This window comes from Arthrobacter sp. MMS24-S77, assembly GCF_054888235.1.
The window spans coordinates 2631370-2650182 of record NZ_JBTZRN010000001.1 but is presented as its reverse complement, the minus strand read 5'-3'; the positions used below and the strand labels follow the sequence as shown (position 1 = coordinate 2650182).

The following is an 18813-nucleotide window of genomic DNA, read 5'->3' as shown; positions in this document are numbered from 1 at the left end:
TCTGGTCCTGGATGGTCACTCCATGGCATTCCGGGCGTTCTATGCATTGCCGGCAGAGAACTTCGCCACCTCCTCGGGCCAACACACCAACGCGGTGCATGGCTTCACCTCGATGCTGATCAACCTCATCAAGGACCAGAAGCCCACCCATGTGGCAGTTGCCTTCGATGTCTCGGACGACACCACGTTCCGCAAGGCGGAGTACAGCGAGTACAAAGGCGGCCGCAACGAAACGCCGCCGGAATTCCGCGGGCAAATCGATCTCATCGACCAGGTAATGCAGGCCTGGGGCATCAAGACCATCAAGATGCCCGGCTACGAGGCCGACGACATCCTCGCCACACTCGCGGCCCAGGGTGACGCCGCCGGCTTCGAAGTCCTCCTCGTATCGGGCGACCGGGACGCGTTCCAGCTCATCACGGACAATGTGTTCGTCCTGTACCCGAAACAGGGAGTTTCCAACATCCCCCGCATGGATGCGGCGGCGATCGAAGAAAAGTATTTCGTGTCCCCTTCCCGCTACTCCGATCTCGCCGCACTGGTGGGGGAGTCCGCAGACAACCTCGCGGGCGTTCCAGGTGTCGGCCCCAAGACGGCTGCCAAGTGGATCAACCTTTACGGCGGCCTCGACGGGATCCTCGAGAACCTGGATTCGATCGGCGGCAAGGTGGGCGGAGCCCTCCGGGAAAACATCGACGCCGTCAAGCGCAACCGCCGCCTCAACCAACTCCTGGGCGATCTCCAGCTCCCGGTGACACTCGCCGACCTTGAGGAGCCCCGTCCCAATCGCCAAGAGGTTGAGACGCTGTTCGACACCCTTGAATTCAGGACGCTCCGCACCAGGCTCTTCGCGCTCTATGGAGACGACACTGCCGGAGCGGCGCCGGAGACCATCGACGCCCCTGACTACAAGGTCCTGGAAGACGCCGCCGCCCTGGAGGCGTTCTTCGCTGCCGGTGCGGGTAGTCGTGCCGCAGTCGCCGTACGGTTGGTCCCCGGACGCATCGGTGACGACGCCGATGCCCTCGCCATTGTGCGCTCCAACGGTGCCGCCTACATCGAACTGCCGTCGCTGGATGCCGCGGCCGAGACGGTCCTGGCCAGGTGGCTTCGAGACCCCGAAGAAGCCAAGGTCATGCACGAGTTCAAGGACGCGTTGAAGGCCCTGCACAACCGCGGACTGGGCCTTGAGGGCGTGGTGGACGACACCGCCATTTCGGGTTACCTGATCCAGCCGGACCGCCGCAGCTACGAACTCTCCGAGCTCGCCCAGCACCACCTGAAAATCACGCTCACCACGGCCGCGGCACAAACAGGCCAGCTGGAACTCGAACTCGGTGACGGGCCGGATGGGGCCGCAGCCACCGCGCTCGTCCAGCAGGCCGCCGTCGTGCACACTCTGAGCAAGCACTTCGAAAGCGAGTTGGCCGAGCGCAAGGCTGAAGCGCTCCTGACCACGCTTGAGCTCCCGGTCGCACGGGTGCTGGCCCAGATGGAACTATCCGGCATTTCCATCTCGATGGACCGCCTGAACGAACAGCTCGCCGACCTCGCCAAAGTGATCGACAACGCACAGGAGCAGGCGTTCGCCGCCATCGGCCACGAGGTCAATCTCGGCTCGCCGAAGCAGCTTCAGACGGTGCTCTTCGAAGAACTCGGCTTGCCCAAGACCAAGAAGATCAAGTCCGGCTACACCACGGACGCAGCCTCGTTGAAGGCCCTCCTGGAGAAGACCGGCCACGAGTTCCTGGTGCAACTCATGGCCCACCGGGAGTCCTCCAAGCTGGCCCAGATGCTGGAGACGCTCAAGAAGTCGGTGGCGGAAGACGGCCGTATCCACACGACGTACGCGCAAAACGTCGCGGCCACGGGACGTATCTCCTCGAACAACCCCAATCTGCAGAACATCCCGGTGCGCAGTGAGGAAGGCAGGCGCGTCCGCGGAATCTTCGTCGTCAGCGAGGGCTACGAGTGCCTGTTGTCCGCCGACTATTCACAGATCGAAATGCGTATCATGGCGCACCTGTCCGGAGATGAGGGGCTCATCCAGGCCTACAAGGAGGGTGAGGACCTGCACCGCTATGTGGGCTCGCACATCTTCAACGTGGCACCCGAAGACGTCACCAGTGCCATGCGCTCCAAGGTCAAGGCCATGTCCTATGGCTTGGCCTACGGGCTGACCTCGTTCGGCCTGTCCAAGCAACTTGAAATCTCGGTGGACGAAGCCAGGACCCTCATGAAGGACTACTTCGACCGATTCGGCGCCGTGCGCGACTACCTGCGTGGCGTGGTGGAGCAAGCCAGGATCGACGGCTTCACTTCCACGATCGAAGGCCGCCGGCGCTATCTTCCGGACCTGACCAGCACTGATCGCCAGCACCGGGAGATCGCCGAACGCATTGCATTGAACTCGCCGATCCAGGGTTCGGCGGCGGACCTCATGAAGCGGGCCATGCTCGGCGTTTCGGCCGAATTGACCAGCCAGGGGCTAAAGTCCCGGATGCTGCTGCAGGTCCATGACGAACTCGTGCTCGAGGTAGCCCACGGCGAACGCGAAGCTGTCGAAAAGCTCGTGACTGAACAAATGGGGACGGCAGCCCAGCTCACGGTGCCGCTGGACGTTCAGGTCGGCGTCGGCTCCAGCTGGTACGACGCCGGGCACTAGCAGGGGGTCCGCGGGTTATTCAGGCCCCGCACGGGGCACGCCGCCGCTATGGTGGCGTGCCCCGTGCTCTCTGGCTAGGCTCGGGACGTGGCTGATCCCAAGGAAACAAACGAAAAATACAAGATCAAGCGCTTTCGTTCCGTCGGCAAGGAGAACCCGGACTACGGACAAGCACGTGATTGGCTCCAGGCCGTTGGCTTCGGATTCCATGACGAGCAACGAAGCGATGAGCTTATTGACAGAATCCTCGCGATGTACCAGGCGGACAATCGTGAGCTGACGGGCGTCTACGTCAACGATGAGCCCCCGTCGCACGCGCTCAACCCAGGGTTTCCGGTGGCAACGTTCGGAACGCTGGAAAACAAGCTGAATATTGGGTTTGGGCAGGAACTGCGGACGCGCCAGATCACCGCTGTCACCGTCCGCGGAACGCATCGGCGCCATGGCATCCTGCGGGGGATGATGACCGCCGATCTTGCCGCGGCCAAGGAGGATGGCTTCGCCATGGCCGCCCTGACGGCTTCCGAGGCATCCATTTACGGCCGCTTCGGGTTTGGCGTCGCAACCTTTGAGCGGAGCATCAAGGTGGACACTGGTCCAAAGTTCCGCGTCCGTCACGAGCCCGTTGGCCTAGTCGAAATCGCCGATCCCAGGGTCCTTCTTGACCTCGCGCCCGAGGTTTTCGAGCGCGTCCACCACCGGACGCCGGGGTCCATCGTGCGGCAGGACTCCTATCGCCATCACGTCTCCGGAGCCATGAAACGCGACGGCACCGAGGACAAAGCCATCAAGTGCGCCCTCCACTACGGCCCGGACGGCACCATTGACGGCTACGTCTCCTACAAGTTCGCCGGCTGGGAGACGAAGCCGTACACCGTGGAAATCGTGGACCTCGTTGCCGCAACCGACTCCGGGTACCTGGAACTATGGCAATTCCTGGGCAGCATCGACCTCGTCGAGCAGGTCTCCTGGGCCGATGCACCGGTGGAAGACCCCCTGGCATGGGCGCTCGTGGACGGACGCTGCGTTACGGCGTCCGACTATCGGGACATGTTGTGGTTGCGCGTCCTGGATGCACCTGCTGCCTTGTCCGCCCGCCGCTACGGCGCCGATGGCCGCTTGGTGTTGGAGATCCGCGACGCGCTCGGTTTTGCGGACGGCACGTGGGAATTGACGTCCGACGCCGGCGTCGTCACCGTCAGCGATGCCAGCGGCGGGAGCCGGGACTTGAGTCCGGACCTGAGCATGGACGTCACGGATCTGGGGTCTGTCTATTTGGGTGCTGTCAGTCCGGTAACCTTGGCTTCGGCAGGCCGGATCCGCGAGCACGCGCCGGGCGCAATATTGGCTGCCCAGCAGATGTTCGCCGTCGAACGCCCCGCCCACTGCCTGACGCATTTCTAGGCAAAACCTCACCCGCAGGATCTACAACAGAAGAAGGATTCCATGGGGGAATTCCAACCTGGTGGCGACCCCACCGGCCAATCAATGCTGCCCGGCAGGCGGTCATTGTTGCTGGCCGCCGCCGGACTAGCCGCGGCCAGCCTCGCGGCGTGCGCCCAACAGTCCGATGCCACGCCGGCTCCCCGCCCGGCCCAGGTTTCAACGCCGGTAGTGGAGGCGGCCGGCCACCACCCGGTGGTGCCCGAAACGCGGCCGGCGCCGCCGTCGAAGTCACAGATCGTTGCCGAATTCTCAGGGCGTAAGCCTATCGAATGGGGGCTCGGCGTCACGGGAGTGGTCACGAAGACGGCGTCCGCACACGCGGTCTTGACCTTTGATGCCTGCGGCGGACCCCGGGGAACAGAATGCGATCAACGCCTGCTCAAGACACTGCGCAGGCTCAACGTTCCCGCCACCTTGTTCGTCAACGGGCGCTGGATCAAGGCCAACCCCGGACTGGCCGCCGAACTCGCGGCCGACCCCCTGTTCGAGTTGGGCAACCACGGCTTCCGGCACCAGCCACTGTCCGTCAGCGGGCGTTCCGCCTACGGCATTGCGGGTACGTCCAACGTGGGCGAGGTGTACGACGAGATCATGGGCAACCAGGAAGTCATGGAGCAGCTTTTCGGTAAAGCCCCCCGCTTCTTCCGGGCAGGGACGGCCTACTATGACGACGTCGCCGCGGCGATCACCCACGCCCTCGGGCTGGTTCCTGTGAACTTCACGGTGAACGGCGACGGCGGCGCGACCTTCCCTGCCCCCACCGTGGCGGCGGAGGTGGGCAAGATCGGCGCGGGGCAGATCGTCATCTCACACTTCAACCAACCTGCCGGCGGCACCGCGGAGGGCTATGAACGTGCTTTGCCTCGCTTGCTGGACCGCGGTATGACGTTTGCGCGGCTAGGTGACACGCTGCCGCTTTGACCCTCCTTGTGGCGAACGACTAGAATGAACGGGCGCATACTACGTGCGCGCAAATTTACAATCCACAATTCAGGATGACCCGGCGTTTTGCCGTGTCCTGCAGACCGGGAACGGAAAGCGGGCGGTTTGCCTGACCGATACTCTATCCACAACGGAGCCCCTACTACATGACCATCACCTCCACCGAGAAGCCCGGTACCCCCGTAGTCGCGATCAACGACATTGGTACCGCTGAGGACTTCCTCGCAGCTGTCGACGCCACCATCAAGTACTTCAACGACGGAGACCTCGTCGAAGGTATCGTCGTCAAGGTCGACCGCGACGAAGTTCTGCTCGACATCGGTTACAAGACCGAAGGTGTCATCCCTTCCCGCGAGCTTTCCATCAAGCACGACGTTGACCCCGGGGACGTCGTCTCCGTTGGCGATCAGGTCGAAGCCCTGGTGCTCACCAAGGAAGACAAAGAAGGCCGTCTGATCCTCTCCAAGAAGCGTGCTCAGTACGAGCGTGCCTGGGGCGACATCGAGAAGGTCAAGGAAGAAGACGGTGTTGTCACCGGTACCGTCATCGAGGTTGTCAAGGGTGGTCTTATCCTCGACATCGGCCTGCGTGGCTTCCTGCCCGCATCCCTCGTCGAGATGCGCCGCGTCCGCGACCTCGCTCCGTACATCGGTCAGCAGATCGAAGCCAAGATCATCGAGCTGGACAAGAACCGCAACAACGTTGTTCTTTCCCGCCGTGCATGGCTCGAGCAGACCCAGTCCGAGGTCCGCTCCACGTTCCTCAACAAGCTGGAAAAGGGCCAGGTCCGTCCCGGCGTCGTTTCCTCCATCGTCAACTTCGGTGCATTCGTGGACCTTGGCGGCGTAGACGGTCTGGTTCACGTTTCCGAGCTGTCTTGGAAGCACATCGACCACCCGTCCGAGGTCGTCGAGGTTGGCCAGGAAGTCACCGTCGAGGTTCTCGAAGTGGATCTGGACCGCGAGCGCGTGTCCCTGTCCCTCAAGGCCACGCAGGAAGACCCGTGGCAGACCTTCGCCCGCACCCACGCCCTCGGCCAGGTTGTTCCGGGTAAGGTCACCAAGCTGGTTCCGTTCGGTGCCTTCGTCCGCGTTGAGGACGGCATCGAGGGTCTGGTTCACATCTCCGAGCTGGCTGTCCGCCACGTTGAGCTTGCTGAGCAGGTCGTCTCCGTTGGCGACGAGCTCTTCGTCAAGGTCATCGACATCGACCTCGAGCGCCGCCGCATCTCCCTCTCCCTCAAGCAGGCTAACGAGGGCGTTGACGCTGACAGCACCGAGTTCGACCCGGCTCTGTACGGCATGGCCGCTGAGTACGACGAAGAGGGCAACTACAAGTACCCCGAGGGCTTCGACCCCGAGTCGAACGAATGGCTCGAAGGCTACGAGACGCAGCGCGCCGCGTGGGAGCAGCAGTACGCTGATGCCCAGGCACGTTGGGAAGCTCACAAGAAGCAGGTTTCCCAGCACGCTGCAGACGACGCTGCTGCTGCCGCTTCCGGCGAGAGCGACTCCGGCACCACCAGCTACTCCTCGGAGCCGGCTGCTACCGAGTCCACCGCGGGCACGCTGGCATCCGACGAGGCCCTCGCCGCTCTGCGCGAGAAGCTGACCGGCAACTAATTGCCCCTGGCCCGGATTTCCGGGCCGGAATGAAAGCGGCTCCTGCGATTCAGTACGAATCGCAGGAGCCGCTTTCTTAACCCTGGACGTCGACCCATTCCGTTCCCTGCATTTGGAGCCTCGATGCGCCGCCGGTCATGGCGGCCAGCCGTTCGCCGGCGTCGGCGATTGCTGAAGCATCGTCGGGCAGCGCCAAGCGCAGGATTGTCTCCGTGGGTTCATAGCTCGTTTCAGCCATGATGTAGCCCGCGGAGCGCAGATCGTTCTCCAACCGCCCCGCAGCATGGTGGGGCACGGCCACGGCGCAAATCCGCAGGCGCCGCCGTTGAACCAGGGGAGCGGAGTCAAGCGCGGCCGAGACCGACTCGGAGTAGGCCCGGACCAGCCCGCCGGCGCCCAGGAGGATCCCGCCGAAATAGCGTACGACGACGGCACTCACGTCGCTGAGGTCGGTCACCCCGCGCAGTGTCTCCCGTTTGATGAGTGCTTCGAGCATCGGGATGCCGGCTGTTCCGGCGGGCTCGCCGTCGTCGTTGGAACGCTGGATGGCGCGATCCGGGCCGAGGACAAAAGCCGAGCAATGGTGCCGGGCATCGTGGAATTCCTTCCGCAGCTCTGCCACCAAGGCGCGCGCGGCCTTTTCGTCGGAGGCGCGGCGCAGCACCGTGATGAAGCGCGAACGCTTGATCTCGAGTTCGTGGCGGAAATCGTCACCGAGCGCCAACGTTGTGTACGCCGTCGCCCGGCTTTCGTCCTGATTTGCCACCGACCCAGTCTAGTGTGGAGGGGTGTTGAAGATTGGACTTACAGGCGGGATCGCTTCCGGCAAATCACTCGTGTCTGCCCGGCTCAGCGAGTTGGGCGCCGTCTTGATCGACGCCGACGCGTTGGCTCGCGAGGTCGTTGAGCCGGGTACCCCCGGCCTTGCCCGCGTCGTGGCCGAATTTGGCGAGGACATCGTCGACGCCGAAGGCCGCTTGGACCGTCCGCGCCTCGGTGCGATTGTCTTCGCCCAGCCGGATCGCCGGGAGGCGCTCAACGCGATCATCCATCCCCTCGTCCGGGAACGGGCAGGCGAGATGCTCGCCGCGGCAAGACCCGGCGACGTCGTGGTCCAGGATATTCCGCTGCTGGTTGAAACCGGGCAGGGGAGCAACTTCCATCTGGTGCTGGTGGTTGACGCACCGGACGATGAGCGTATCCGGCGCATGACGGAGATCCGTGGCATGACAGTCGAGGACGCCGCGTCGCGGATGGCTGCCCAAGCCAGCAGGGATGAACGGCTGGCGGCGGCGGACATTGTGCTGGACAACTCGGCACGGGTCGAAGACGTCACGGCGCTCGTGGACACCTTGTGGCTGGATCGTTTGGCCCCGTTTGCCCGCAATCTTGCGGCCGGTCGCCCGGCACCACGATTCGGCGGGCCCGTCTTGTCCCACCCTGACCCCGGCTGGCCGCGGCAGGCAGAACGGTTGCTTGCCAGGATCCGGAAAGCATCCCCGGAAGTGCTGGGCGCGGACCACATCGGTTCAACCGCCGTACCCGGGCTGTCCGCTAAGGACATCGTCGATCTGCAAGTCACCGTGGCCTCCCTGGAAGTGGCGGATCGGATAGCTCCGGCGCTGGGCGCGGCCGGTTTCCCCTTGCGGGAGGCGTCCGCGCGTGACGCACCCAAGCCGCCACACCTGGATCCCTCGGATTGGCAAAAACGCTTCCATTGCAACGCGGACCCTGGAAGGCCCGCCAACGTCCATGTCCGGGTCCTTGGAAGCCCGGGCTGGCGCTATGCATTGTTGTTCCGGGATTGGCTCCGCGCAAACCCCGCTGCCATGAAGCTGTATGCGGACATGAAACAGGAGCTTGCCGAGATGCACGCCGGCGATCGCCGGACGCTGGCGTACGCGGAGTCCAAGGAGCCATGGTTTACCGAGGTCGCCTGGCCGCTCATGGATGCCTGGGCAGAGAGCAGCGGGTGGCAGCCGCCGTCGTACTCCGTAGCGCGAAGCTAGAAAACGCGGACAGTACCTGTCCGCGGGCGGGGGTACATTGGATTCATGAGCCTTGCCCAGGAGATCAACCGTGTTGTCGCGCCCTTTGAGGTCATCAGCGAATTCAAGCCGGCAGGTGACCAGCCGGTCGCCATCGCGGAGCTGACCGAACGGATCAACAATGGCGAAAAAGACGTCGTGCTGCTCGGCGCCACCGGTACGGGCAAGAGTGCCACCACCGCATGGTTGATCGAACAGGTCCAGCGGCCCACCTTGGTAATGGTCCAGAACAAAACCCTCGCCGCGCAGCTCGCGAACGAGTTCCGGGAGCTGCTGCCCAACAACGCGGTCGAGTACTTCGTTTCGTACTACGACTACTACCAGCCCGAAGCCTACGTTCCACAGACGGATACCTTCATCGAAAAGGACTCCTCCGTGAATGAGGAAGTCGAGCGGCTGCGGCACTCGGCCACCAACGCGCTGCTGACCCGCAGGGATGTGATCGTTGTGGCTACCGTGTCCTGCATCTACGGCCTGGGCACCCCGGAGGAGTACATCGCCGGGATGGTCACGCTCAGCAAGGGCGCCGAGATGAACCGGGACGATCTCCTGCGCAAATTCGTCTCGATGCAGTACACCCGCAACGACATGGACTTCCACCGAGGCACTTTCCGTGTCCGCGGAGACACCGTGGAAATCATCCCGATGTACGAGGAGCTGGCCCTGCGCATCGAGTTCTTCGGTGACGAGATCGAGAACATCTACACCTTGCACCCGGTGACCGGCGACGTCATCCGCGAGGAAACCGAGATGTACATCTTCCCGGCTTCGCACTATGTTACCGGCCCGGAGCGCATGTCCCGCGCCATCACCGCCATCGAAGAGGAGCTCGCGGAGAGGCTCAAGGTCCTCGAAGGCCAGAACAAACTGGTGGAGGCCCAGCGGTTGCGGATGCGCACCACCTACGACCTCGAGATGATGCAGCAAATGGGTTTCTGTAACGGGATCGAGAACTACTCCCGTCACATCGACGGGCGCGGTTCCGGCACTGCTCCGCATTGCCTTATCGACTACTTCCCGGACGACTTCCTGCTCGTCATTGACGAATCCCACGTCACGGTTCCGCAAATCGGCGCCATGTACGAGGGTGACATGTCGCGCAAGCGCACCCTCGTGGACCACGGCTTCCGGCTTCCATCCGCCATGGACAACAGGCCGCTCAAATGGGACGAATTCCTGGAGCGCGTCGGCCAGACCGTCTATCTCTCCGCCACCCCCGGCAAGTACGAGCTCGGCAAGGCGGACGGCTTCGTCCAGCAGATCATCCGCCCCACCGGCCTGATCGACCCCGAAGTCATCGTAAAGCCGACCAAGGGGCAGATCGACGATCTCCTCGGTGAGATCCGGAGCCGCGTGGAGCGTGACGAGCGCGTCTTGGTCACCACGCTGACCAAGCGCATGGCCGAGGACCTCACTGACTACCTCCTGGGCCACGGGGTCAAGGTTCAATACCTCCACTCGGACGTCGACACCCTTCGGCGCGTCGAGCTGCTGCGCGAACTGCGCATGGGCAGCTTCGACGTCCTGGTGGGCATCAACCTGCTCCGCGAGGGCCTCGATCTCCCTGAGGTGTCACTTGTCAGCATCCTCGACGCGGACAAGGAAGGCTTCCTGCGTTCTGCCACGTCCCTGATCCAGACCATCGGCCGCGCCGCCCGAAACGTCTCGGGACAGGTCCACATGTACGCCGACCGGATCACTGACTCGATGGCCAAAGCGATCGAGGAAACCAACCGCCGCCGTGAAATCCAGGTCAAGTACAACGCCGACAACGGTGTGGATCCCCAGCCGCTGCGCAAGAAGATCGCTGACATCACTGACCAACTTGCCCGCGAAGACGCCGATACCCGTGAGCTTCTTGCAGCGACCAGCAAGGGCGGCAGGACCGGAAAGGGCAAGGGCGCCACGAAGGTCCGGCAGGATGGCCTGGCCGCGGCCCCGGCGGAAGATCTGGTGGGACTGATCGAACAGTTGACCGAGCAGATGCACGCGGCCGCCGCCGAACTGCAATTTGAGATCGCTGCCCGGATCCGTGACGAAGTTGGTGAACTCAAGCGCGAACTCCGCCAGATGCAGTCTGCCGGGCACGCCTAGGGTAAAGTTGAGCCTACGTAGGGGAGTATCCCAAGCGCTAAGTCCGTCAACACGCAAGGCACAGACGCCTCGCCGGGCCTAGCGGATCGCCGTTTATGCGTTGTTGCCGTCAGGCACGCAACGCAGGCAGGTCGGAGAGACTTACGCCGTTTTGGCGTACCTGCGAAAGGCACATTGATGCAACTCCCCGCCTGGTTTGAGATCGGCTCATTCGTCGTTCTCGGAATCATCCTCCTTGTAGACCTCCTCTTGGTCGTCAAGCGCCCGCACGAACCCTCCATGAAGGAGGCCGGTTTGTGGGTCGCCTTCTACGTCACGCTCGCTTTGGTGTTCGCCGGAGCGATGTTCGCCTTTGCAGGCCCCGAGCATGGCAGCCAGTTCATCGCCGGCTGGGTGACTGAATACAGCTTGAGTATCGACAACCTCTTTGTCTTCATCATCATCATGGCGCGCTTCTCGGTGCCCCGTAAGTACCAGCAAGAGGTACTTATGGTAGGCATCATTATTGCCCTGGTCCTGCGCGGAATCTTCATTGCCCTTGGCGCGGTGGTGATTGAGCAGTTCAGCTGGGTCTTCTACATCTTCGGTGCGTTCCTCCTGTGGACTGCCTGGAAGCAGGCCACGGACGATGGCGAAGACGAAGAGGAAACGTCCGAGAATCCCCTCATTGCCCGCCTCCGCAAGGTTGTCCCGATGTCGGAGAAGTTCGACGGCGGCAAGCTGAGGACCACGGTTGACGGCAAGAAGCTCTTCACCCCTATGCTGATCGTCTTCGTGACCATCGGCATGACGGACCTCCTGTTCGCCGTGGACTCCATTCCGGCGATCTTCGGGTTGACCCAGAGCGCGTTCATCGTCTTCACTGCCAACATCTTCGCCCTCATGGGCCTGCGCCAGCTCTACTTCCTACTGGGCGGCCTCATGAGCCGCTTGATCTACCTCAAGCACGCACTGTCGGTCATCCTTGCGTTTATCGGCGTCAAACTGGTGCTGCACGCCATGCACGTCAACGAACTGCCCTTCATCAACGGCGGCCACCACGTTGAATGGGCTCCCGAGATCCCAACCTATGTGTCCCTGGCAGTCATCATCGGCACCATCGTGGTGGCGGTTGTTGCGAGCCTCCTGAGCCCCGCCGCCAACAAGTCCAAGCTGGACGCACGGCTCGAGGAAGACTCCCGCAAGAGCATGAACAAGGTCAGCGGCCACTAATCCCCGTCGCCGCGGAGCGCGGCGGAGCACCTCGGAAAAGCACGGAACCCCGGTCACCACCGTGGCCGGGGTTCCGCGCCCGGCGAGGATAAGCTCTTGACATGGCGATGATTTCTCCTGCAACCCTCGATCCGGCAGCAGTACAGCGACGCACCGTCCGATTGCTCAGCACCGCACAGCTGCTGAGCGGTGTAGGCAACGGCGCCACGCTGTCCATCGGATCGTTGCTTGCTGTCCAGCTCAGTGGATCGAGCGCCTGGGCGGGATCGGTCACCACTATCCTCACGCTCGCCGGTGCCGTCTCTGCTTTGCCGCTTGCCGGTCTTGCCGAGCGCAGGGGGCGTCGTGCCGGACTCGTCACCGGTCTCCTGGCCGCTATGCTTGGGGCAATTTTCATGATCGTCTCCGCAGCTACGGGGATTTTCGCGGTGCTCCTGCTTGGTGCAGCCCTGCTGGGTCTAGGCACGGCGTCGAACCTCCAGGCGCGATTTGCCGCCGTCGATCTCGCTGCACCGGAACACCGCGGACGATCGCTTGCCACCGTGGTCTGGGCGATCACCATTGGTGCGGTGGCCGGTCCGAACCTCATCCAGCCTGGCGCTGCGGTGGGCGAGGCTCTTGGCCTGCCTGCGATCGCCGGGCCATTCGTTTTCTCGGTTGCCGGTCTGTTGCTGGCCGCGGTGTTGCTGATGGCTGGACTGCGCCCCGACCCGTTGTTGTTGGCACGGCGCCTGGCCGAGGGGACGCTCGACGGCGGAAGCGCTGGCGCCCGTGCCGTACCAGGAGGGCCCCGGCGTCGTTCGCTGACTGCCGGATTCCAGGCCGTGCTGGCGTCTCCGCAGGCCAAGCTGGCCTTGACTGCGGTTGTTGCGGCGCATGGAATCATGGTGGCCGTCATGTCGATGACGCCGTTGCACTTGCAGGAGCTCGTCTCAGGCGGGCCGGTTGGGGGCCATATGGGTCACGACGGCGGCCACGCGATGGGTACCGACGCCCTGGTGATCATTGGATTCACGATTTCCCTGCACATCGCCGGCATGTTCGCCTTGTCCCCGGTAATGGGGTGGCTGACAGACAGGGTGGGCAGGATCCAGACGATCGTCCTGGGCTTCCTGCTGCTGGCGGTGGCTGTCGGGGTGGCAGGCTTCGGGCAGCAGGACCCGGTGTTGGTCACGGTAGGACTCGTCCTGCTCGGACTCGGGTGGTCGGCCGCGACGATTTCAGGTTCAACACTCCTGGCCGAGAGCGTCGAGCAGCGGCAACGCGTTATGGTCCAGGGAGTCTCGGACACCTTCATGGGGGCTGCCGGTGCCCTCGGCGGAGGGTTCTCCGGGCTCGTGCTGAGCTGGGTGGGTTACCAGGGGCTGAACATGGCCTCCGGAGCCGTGGCCGTCGTAGTACTGGCCGTCGTCGCGGCTTCGGCGGTCTTGCGGGCCGGGGTTCAGCCGGCGGGCTGAACCTCAGCCCTTGCCGCGCACCATCCCCAAAAGACGGTTGAAGATTCCTTCCCCGTCTTCGCCGATCCCATCGTGGTGGAAGTCCCCGGTGGTCCAGGCCTGCAGTCCGTGCACAGCCGCCGCGGTCTCCATGGATAGCTGGAAGTCCACATAGATGTCGTCGCGATACACCGCCGCCGCCACGGGTACCGTGTTCGCGGCCAGCCGGGCCACATCGTAGAGGGGTTTCCAGTCCTGCTTTCCGGCCAAGAGGGCGGCCACTTCCTGAAGGGGTACCAGGGCCGGATCCTGTTCGAAATACCAGGGGTAGACCATTTCACCTGTCAGGAGCGGCTCCGCGGCCTCGGGCTGGAACTCCGGGAATTCCGCGAGCACGCGCCACGCGGCCCAGTCCGTGGCCTGCCCTTGGCCGTAGATGGCCTCGTGCAGCACCGCGTACAGGGGATTCGCTGCCCGGGATACGAGGCCATGGACCTGTTCCAGGAAGGCGTCGGAAAGCCGCTCTCCATCCGCGGAGGGCACAAAGGCGTCCTCCAGGAGGGTGTGCAGGGCGTCCACGCGGGTGTTTCCGCCCAGGAACGATCCCACCATTTGGAAGCGCTCCGCCGTCAGTCGTTCTCCACTGGGCAGCCTCTCCTTTGTGGCGTCCAGATGCCGCGCGATCCGGGTAACCACCTCACGGTCCTCCGGATACCAGGCGAAGTACTCCGCGTTCCGTTCCGCGACCCGCTGGAACGTGGCCCGGTAGACGCGCTCGGCCGGGCCTTGCAACGGCGCAAGCCCTCCCGTGATGAGCACTTCGCGCAGGCCTTCCGGAGCGAAGGAAAGGTATGTCAGTGCGCAGAAACCGCCGAAGCTCTGGCCAAGAACGGTCCACGGATCCGAGCTCAAGGTTTTCCGGATGAGTTCGGCGTCGGCCACGATCGAGTCCGCCCGGAAATGCGCGAGGTAGTCCGCTTGGGCCGCGGCATCGCCCCGAAGCGGCAGCGTGTTCCGGTCCGCTGGCGTGGACAGGCCCGTGCCGCGTTGGTCGAGCATCAGGATGCGGAAGCTTCTTGCGGCAGCCTTCATCCAGCCGGACAAGGACGTGGTCCGCGTGCCGCGTCCGCCCGGTCCGCCCTGGAGGTAGAGCAACCACGGCAGCCGGGCCGCGTCATCCTCCGAGTGCTCGGCGGAGACGAACTCCCGGCCGAAGACGGTGAGCATCTCCGCGGTGCCGGTAGCCTCCACACCCGGGGACGCCCAATGGTCGAGGGGCACTGCGAAGAAATGCTCGGTGGCCCGGACACCCCGGAATTCGTGACGTGCCCGGATGGTGTGTGCCGCTTGCTCAGCAACCCGTTCAGCCACGCGTCAAGACTTTCTGATCGCTGCCAAAGGCACCCAAGGCTTCTCCGGTCAGCCGGAAGGTGGACCAGCCGTCCATGGGCACCGCGCCCAGGCTGCGGTAGAAGTTAATGGACGGTTCGTTCCAGTCCAGGACGCTCCATTCCACCCTTGCGTAACCGCGTTCGACGGCGGTGGCGGCCAGATGCTGCAGGAGCGCCTTGCCGTGGCCCTCGCCCCGCGCATCGGGCGTGACGTAAAGGTCCTCGAGGTAGATGCCGTGGACACCTTCCCAGGTGGAGTAGTTCAGGAACCACAAGGCGAAGCCCTGGACATCCCCTGCCGCGTTTTCCGCCATGTGCGCATACACCCGCGGATTCTCACCGAACAAGGCGGCGGTCAGCATTTCCGGCGTGTTCTTCACGGCGTCGGGTTCTTTTTCGTGGACCGCAAGCTCGTGGATCATCTGCAGGATCGCGGGGACATCGGACACGGTGGCAGGGCGGATAACACTCATGATCCGAGCTTACTAGGAGCCTAGAGGCGGTTGACTGCGGTCACCCTGACCACGGCGGTGCCGCTCTCGTCGGAGGCTTCCAGGTCCACTTCGGCGGAAATGCCCCAATCATGGTTGCGGGCAGGGTCGTCGAAAATCTGCCGCACACGCCAGATGGCAGGTTCCTCAGTGATCATGAGGAGCCCCGGCCCGCGGGCATCGGGGCCCGTCCCGATGTCGTCGTGTTCGTCGAAATAATCGTCCAGGGCGTCTTCCCAGTGTTCCGCGTCCCAGCCGCTGCCGGCGTCGAGCTCGCCCAAAGCGGCGGCATCCTCGTCCGCGAACAGCTCAACGCGTCGGAACATTTCGTTGCGGACCATGACCCGGAAGGCGCGGATGTTGGACGTGAGCGACGGCGGCGGGGGAGGCGGGGCGTCGTGCGGCGTGGGAGCAGCACCGGAGGTGAGTTCCTCCCATTCGTCCAGCAGGCTGGAGTCGACTTGGCGGACCAGTTCGCCCAGCCAGGCGATGAGGTCCTCGAGGTCTTCGCGGAGCGCGTCTTGCGGCACCGTTTGGCGCAACGCCTTGAAGCCGTCTGCCAGATACCGCAACACGATGCCCTCCGAACGGGCCAATCCATAGAACTGGACGAACTCACCGAAGTTCATGGCACGCTCATACATATCGCGTACCACCGACTTTGGCGCGAGTTCAAAGTCGCCCACCCATGGAGCGGCCTTGCGGTAGACCTCGAAGGCTTCGCCCAGGATCTCCGCGAGGGGCTGCGGGTAGCTGACCTCTTCGAGCATCGCCATACGCTGGTCATAGTCAATGCCATCGGCCTTCATCGCGGCGACGGCTTCGCCGCGTGCCTTCTTCTGCTGCGCAGAGAGGATCTGGCGGGGCTTCTCAAGGGTTGCTTCGATCACGGACACAACGTCCAAAGCGTACGACGGCGACTCCGGATCCAGGAGCTCCAGCGCAGCAAGCGCAAACGGCGAAAGCGGTTGGTTCAGGGCGAAGTTGGCTTGCAGGTGGACGGTCAGGCGAACGGAACGGCCTTCCTTCTCCTGCTCGGATTCGGGAATGCGTTCCACCACTCCTGCGGCCAACAGCTCGCGGTAGATACCAAGGGCTTTCTTCATGAGCTGCAGCTGGGCGGGCCGGGCCTCGTGGTTTTCGGTGAGGAGGCGGCGCGTCGCGGCAAACGGGTCGCCAGGACGCTCCATCAAGTTGAGCAGCATTGCATGCGTCACGGTGAAACTCGACGTCAACGGATCCGGCACGGACTCCACCAAACGCGTGAACGTGGGTTGCCCCCAGGAGACGAAGCCCTCCGGCGGCTTCTTTCGCACCACTTGCCGCAGCTTCTTCTGGTCGTCACCGAATTTCGCGGTGGCCTTGGCCATCGCCTTCGCGTTCTCCACTACGTGTTCGGGAGCTTGCACTACAACCGTTCCGGCAGTGTCATAGCCTGCCCGGCCTGCGCGGCCTGCGATCTGGTGGAACTCGCGGGAGTTCAGCAAACGGGTGCGGACGCCGTCGTACTTGCTCAGGGCCGTCAAGAGGACGGTGCGGATGGGCACGTTGATTCCCACGCCGAGCGTGTCGGTGCCGCAAATGACCTTCAGGAGTCCCGCCTGTGCCAATTGCTCCACGAGGCGGCGGTACTTGGGCAGCATGCCCGCGTGATGGACGCCGATGCCGTGGCGGACCAGCCGGTTCAGTGTCTTGCCGAAGCCGGCCGCGAACCTGAAGCCGGCGATCAGCTCGGCGATCCTGTCCTTCTCCTCACGAGTGCACATGTTGATGCTCATGAGGTTTTGGGCTCGTTCGATCGCTTCGACCTGGCTGAAGTGCACTACATAAACGGGAACCTGCTTGGTGCTCAGGAGTTCCTCAAGGGTTTCATGGACCGGAGTTTCCTGGAAGTAGTAGTGCAGGGGGATGGGGCGTTCGGCTGAGCTGACCGTGGTGGTGGACCGCCCGGTGAGTTCGGTCAGGCCGGTTTCGAAGCGGCTGACGTCTCCCAGCGTGGCAGACATCAGGAGGAACTGGGCCTGGGGGAGTTCCAGGAGCGGCACCTGCCAGGCCCAACCGCGCTGGGGATCGGAGTAGAAGTGGAACTCGTCCATGATGACAGTGCCGAGTTCGGCTCCCTTGCCTTCGCGCAGGGCGATGTTGGCGAGGATTTCGGCGGTGCAGCAGATGATGGGCGCGTCCTGGTTGACGCCTGAGTCGCCCGTGATCATGCCGACGTTCTCCGCTCCGAAGATCTCGCAGAGGGCGAAGAACTTCTCGGAGACCAAGGCCTTGATGGGGGCGGTGTAGTAGCTGCGCATTCCCCGGGACATGGCCTCGAAGTGCGCCGCGATGGCTACCAGCGACTTACCGGAGCCCGTGGGGGTGGCCAGGATGACATTGGAGCCGGACGCGAGTTCCATGATGGCTTCATCCTGGGCAGGGTACAGCTGCAGCCCGCGGCTCTCCGTCCACTCAACAAAGCGTGTGTAGATTTCGTCCGGGTCAACGCGTCCGTTGTTCGATCCGGCGTTGGAGGATCCGGGAAGCTGCTCAAGAAGTTTCATTGCCTTCCAGCTTAGTGTGGAGAAGAGCAGGCCACGGAGACAGACGATGGAGACAGCAGTGAAATGGGATCCAGCCAAGTACATCGAGTTCGGCAACCAGCGCGACCGTCCGTTCTTTGACCTGACCTCGAGAATCCTGGCGGAGGATCCACGGCACGTCGTCGATCTGGGTTGCGGTCCGGGGCACCTGACGGTCAACCTCGCGACGCGCTGGCCCGGTGCCGCCGTCGTCGGGCTGGACTCTTCTGCCGAGATGCTGGCGAAAGCCGGACTCCTCACTGCCGCCCGACCGGGTCTTCGGTTCAAATTCGCCGACATCGCCGAGTGGACACCGGAAGCGGATACCGACGTCGTGGTCAGCAACGCAGCCCTGCAATGGGTGCCCGGGCACTTGACCATGCTCGCCGGGTGGTTGGAAGCGCTGAAACCCGGTGGGTGGTTTGCCCTGCAGGTTCCGGGAAACTTCGGGGCTCCTTCCCACGCACTCATGCGCGAGCTGGCCGGTTCGCCGGAATGGTCCGGACGATTGTCCGGTGTGCTGCGTCACGACGCCGCCGTCGGGGAACCAGCCGACTATCTCCGGATCATGCTCGAGGCCGGATGCGACGCCGACGCTTGGGAAACCACCTACCAGCAACTTCTGCCGGGACCCGACCCCGTACTGCACTGGGTGCGGGGCACTGGTCTCCGTCCTGTGCTCGCCGCCCTTCCCGAGGGCGAAGCGGCCGTTTTCGAAAGCCAGTACGCAGCCATGCTGCGCGAGGCCTATCCGACAGACCGGCACGGGACCGTGTTTCCCTTCCGCAGGATTTTCGCCGTGGCCCAAAAACGTGGCTAGGAAGGAACGATTCTTGGCTCCGGAAGTGCTGGAATTGCACCGAATCACAGTGTGATCTGAACTACAATGGCAAGGCGAT

The 18813-nt window shown here is 63.6% G+C and carries 13 protein-coding genes; 9 read left to right on the top strand and 4 right to left on the bottom strand.

Going from position 1 to position 18813, the window contains the following annotated elements; translation table 11 throughout:
- The first annotated feature begins 22 nt into the window (after positions 1-22).
- From polA to rpsA, 4 genes are all read left to right on the top strand, one after another.
- Positions 23-2665 (top strand): DNA polymerase I, encoded by a 2643-nt coding sequence (gene polA, locus ACX5I4_RS12085; protein ID WP_461838708.1) that lies wholly within the window; start codon positions 23-25, stop codon positions 2663-2665.
- A gap of 87 nt (positions 2666-2752) precedes the next feature.
- Positions 2753-4069 carry a GNAT family N-acetyltransferase gene (locus ACX5I4_RS12080; RefSeq protein ID WP_461836873.1) on the top strand — a complete coding sequence of 439 codons (1317 nt, stop codon included), beginning with the start codon at positions 2753-2755 and terminating at the stop codon, positions 4067-4069.
- A gap of 42 nt (positions 4070-4111) precedes the next feature.
- Entirely contained in the window at positions 4112-5032 is a 921-nt protein-coding gene (locus ACX5I4_RS12075) for a polysaccharide deacetylase family protein (protein ID WP_461836872.1), read from the top strand.
- Between the two features lie 167 nt (positions 5033-5199).
- The gene (gene rpsA / locus ACX5I4_RS12070; protein ID WP_461836871.1) at positions 5200-6675 is read left to right on the top strand and encodes a 30S ribosomal protein S1; all 1476 of its coding nucleotides are present in this window, start codon (positions 5200-5202) and stop codon (positions 6673-6675) included.
- A 76-nt stretch (positions 6676-6751) separates the two neighbouring features.
- Here rpsA and ACX5I4_RS12065 read toward each other — a convergent pair whose 3' ends face one another.
- A complete protein-coding gene (locus ACX5I4_RS12065; RefSeq protein WP_461836870.1) occupies positions 6752-7441 on the bottom strand; it encodes an IMPACT family protein in 690 nt (229 codons plus the stop codon).
- Between the two features lie 22 nt (positions 7442-7463).
- Here ACX5I4_RS12065 and coaE point away from each other — a divergent pair, with 22 nt between their 5' ends.
- The 4 genes from coaE (at position 7464) to ACX5I4_RS12045 (ending at position 13486) form a co-directional block, all read left to right on the top strand.
- Positions 7464-8684, top strand: coding sequence for a dephospho-CoA kinase (gene coaE / locus ACX5I4_RS12060; protein WP_461836869.1), 1221 nt, complete (start codon positions 7464-7466; stop codon positions 8682-8684).
- A gap of 45 nt (positions 8685-8729) precedes the next feature.
- Positions 8730-10817: an excinuclease ABC subunit UvrB gene (gene uvrB / locus ACX5I4_RS12055; protein ID WP_461836868.1), complete on the top strand. Its 2088-nt coding sequence runs from the start codon at positions 8730-8732 to the stop codon at positions 10815-10817.
- Between the two features lie 177 nt (positions 10818-10994).
- Complete coding sequence (locus ACX5I4_RS12050) at positions 10995-12029, top strand: TerC family protein (RefSeq protein ID WP_461836867.1); 1035 nt, start codon at positions 10995-10997, stop codon at positions 12027-12029.
- Positions 12030-12130: 101 nt separating this feature from the next.
- Positions 12131-13486: an MFS transporter gene (locus ACX5I4_RS12045; protein WP_461836866.1), complete on the top strand. Its 1356-nt coding sequence runs from the start codon at positions 12131-12133 to the stop codon at positions 13484-13486.
- 3 nt (positions 13487-13489) lie between these two features.
- On the opposite strand, the gene ACX5I4_RS12040 is transcribed toward ACX5I4_RS12045, so the two are convergent.
- Genes ACX5I4_RS12040 through ACX5I4_RS12030 form a run of 3 tightly spaced genes read right to left on the bottom strand, consistent with a single transcriptional unit; the run spans position 13490 to position 17896 of the window.
- The gene (locus ACX5I4_RS12040; protein ID WP_461836865.1) at positions 13490-14836 is read right to left on the bottom strand and encodes an alpha/beta fold hydrolase; all 1347 of its coding nucleotides are present in this window, start codon (positions 14834-14836) and stop codon (positions 13490-13492) included.
- The gene (locus tag ACX5I4_RS12035) at positions 14829-15329 is read right to left on the bottom strand and encodes a GNAT family N-acetyltransferase (RefSeq protein ID WP_461836864.1); all 501 of its coding nucleotides are present in this window, start codon (positions 15327-15329) and stop codon (positions 14829-14831) included. The genes ACX5I4_RS12040 and ACX5I4_RS12035 overlap by 8 nt, the downstream gene beginning before the upstream one ends.
- Before the next feature lie 20 nt (positions 15330-15349).
- Positions 15350-17896 (bottom strand): DEAD/DEAH box helicase, encoded by a 2547-nt coding sequence (locus ACX5I4_RS12030; protein WP_461836863.1) that lies wholly within the window; start codon positions 17894-17896, stop codon positions 15350-15352.
- Positions 17897-17954: 58 nt separating this feature from the next.
- Between ACX5I4_RS12030 and ACX5I4_RS12025 the strand changes: the two genes are divergently transcribed.
- Entirely contained in the window at positions 17955-18734 is a 780-nt protein-coding gene (locus ACX5I4_RS12025) for a trans-aconitate 2-methyltransferase (RefSeq protein ID WP_461836862.1), read from the top strand.
- Positions 18735-18813 lie beyond the last annotated feature (79 nt).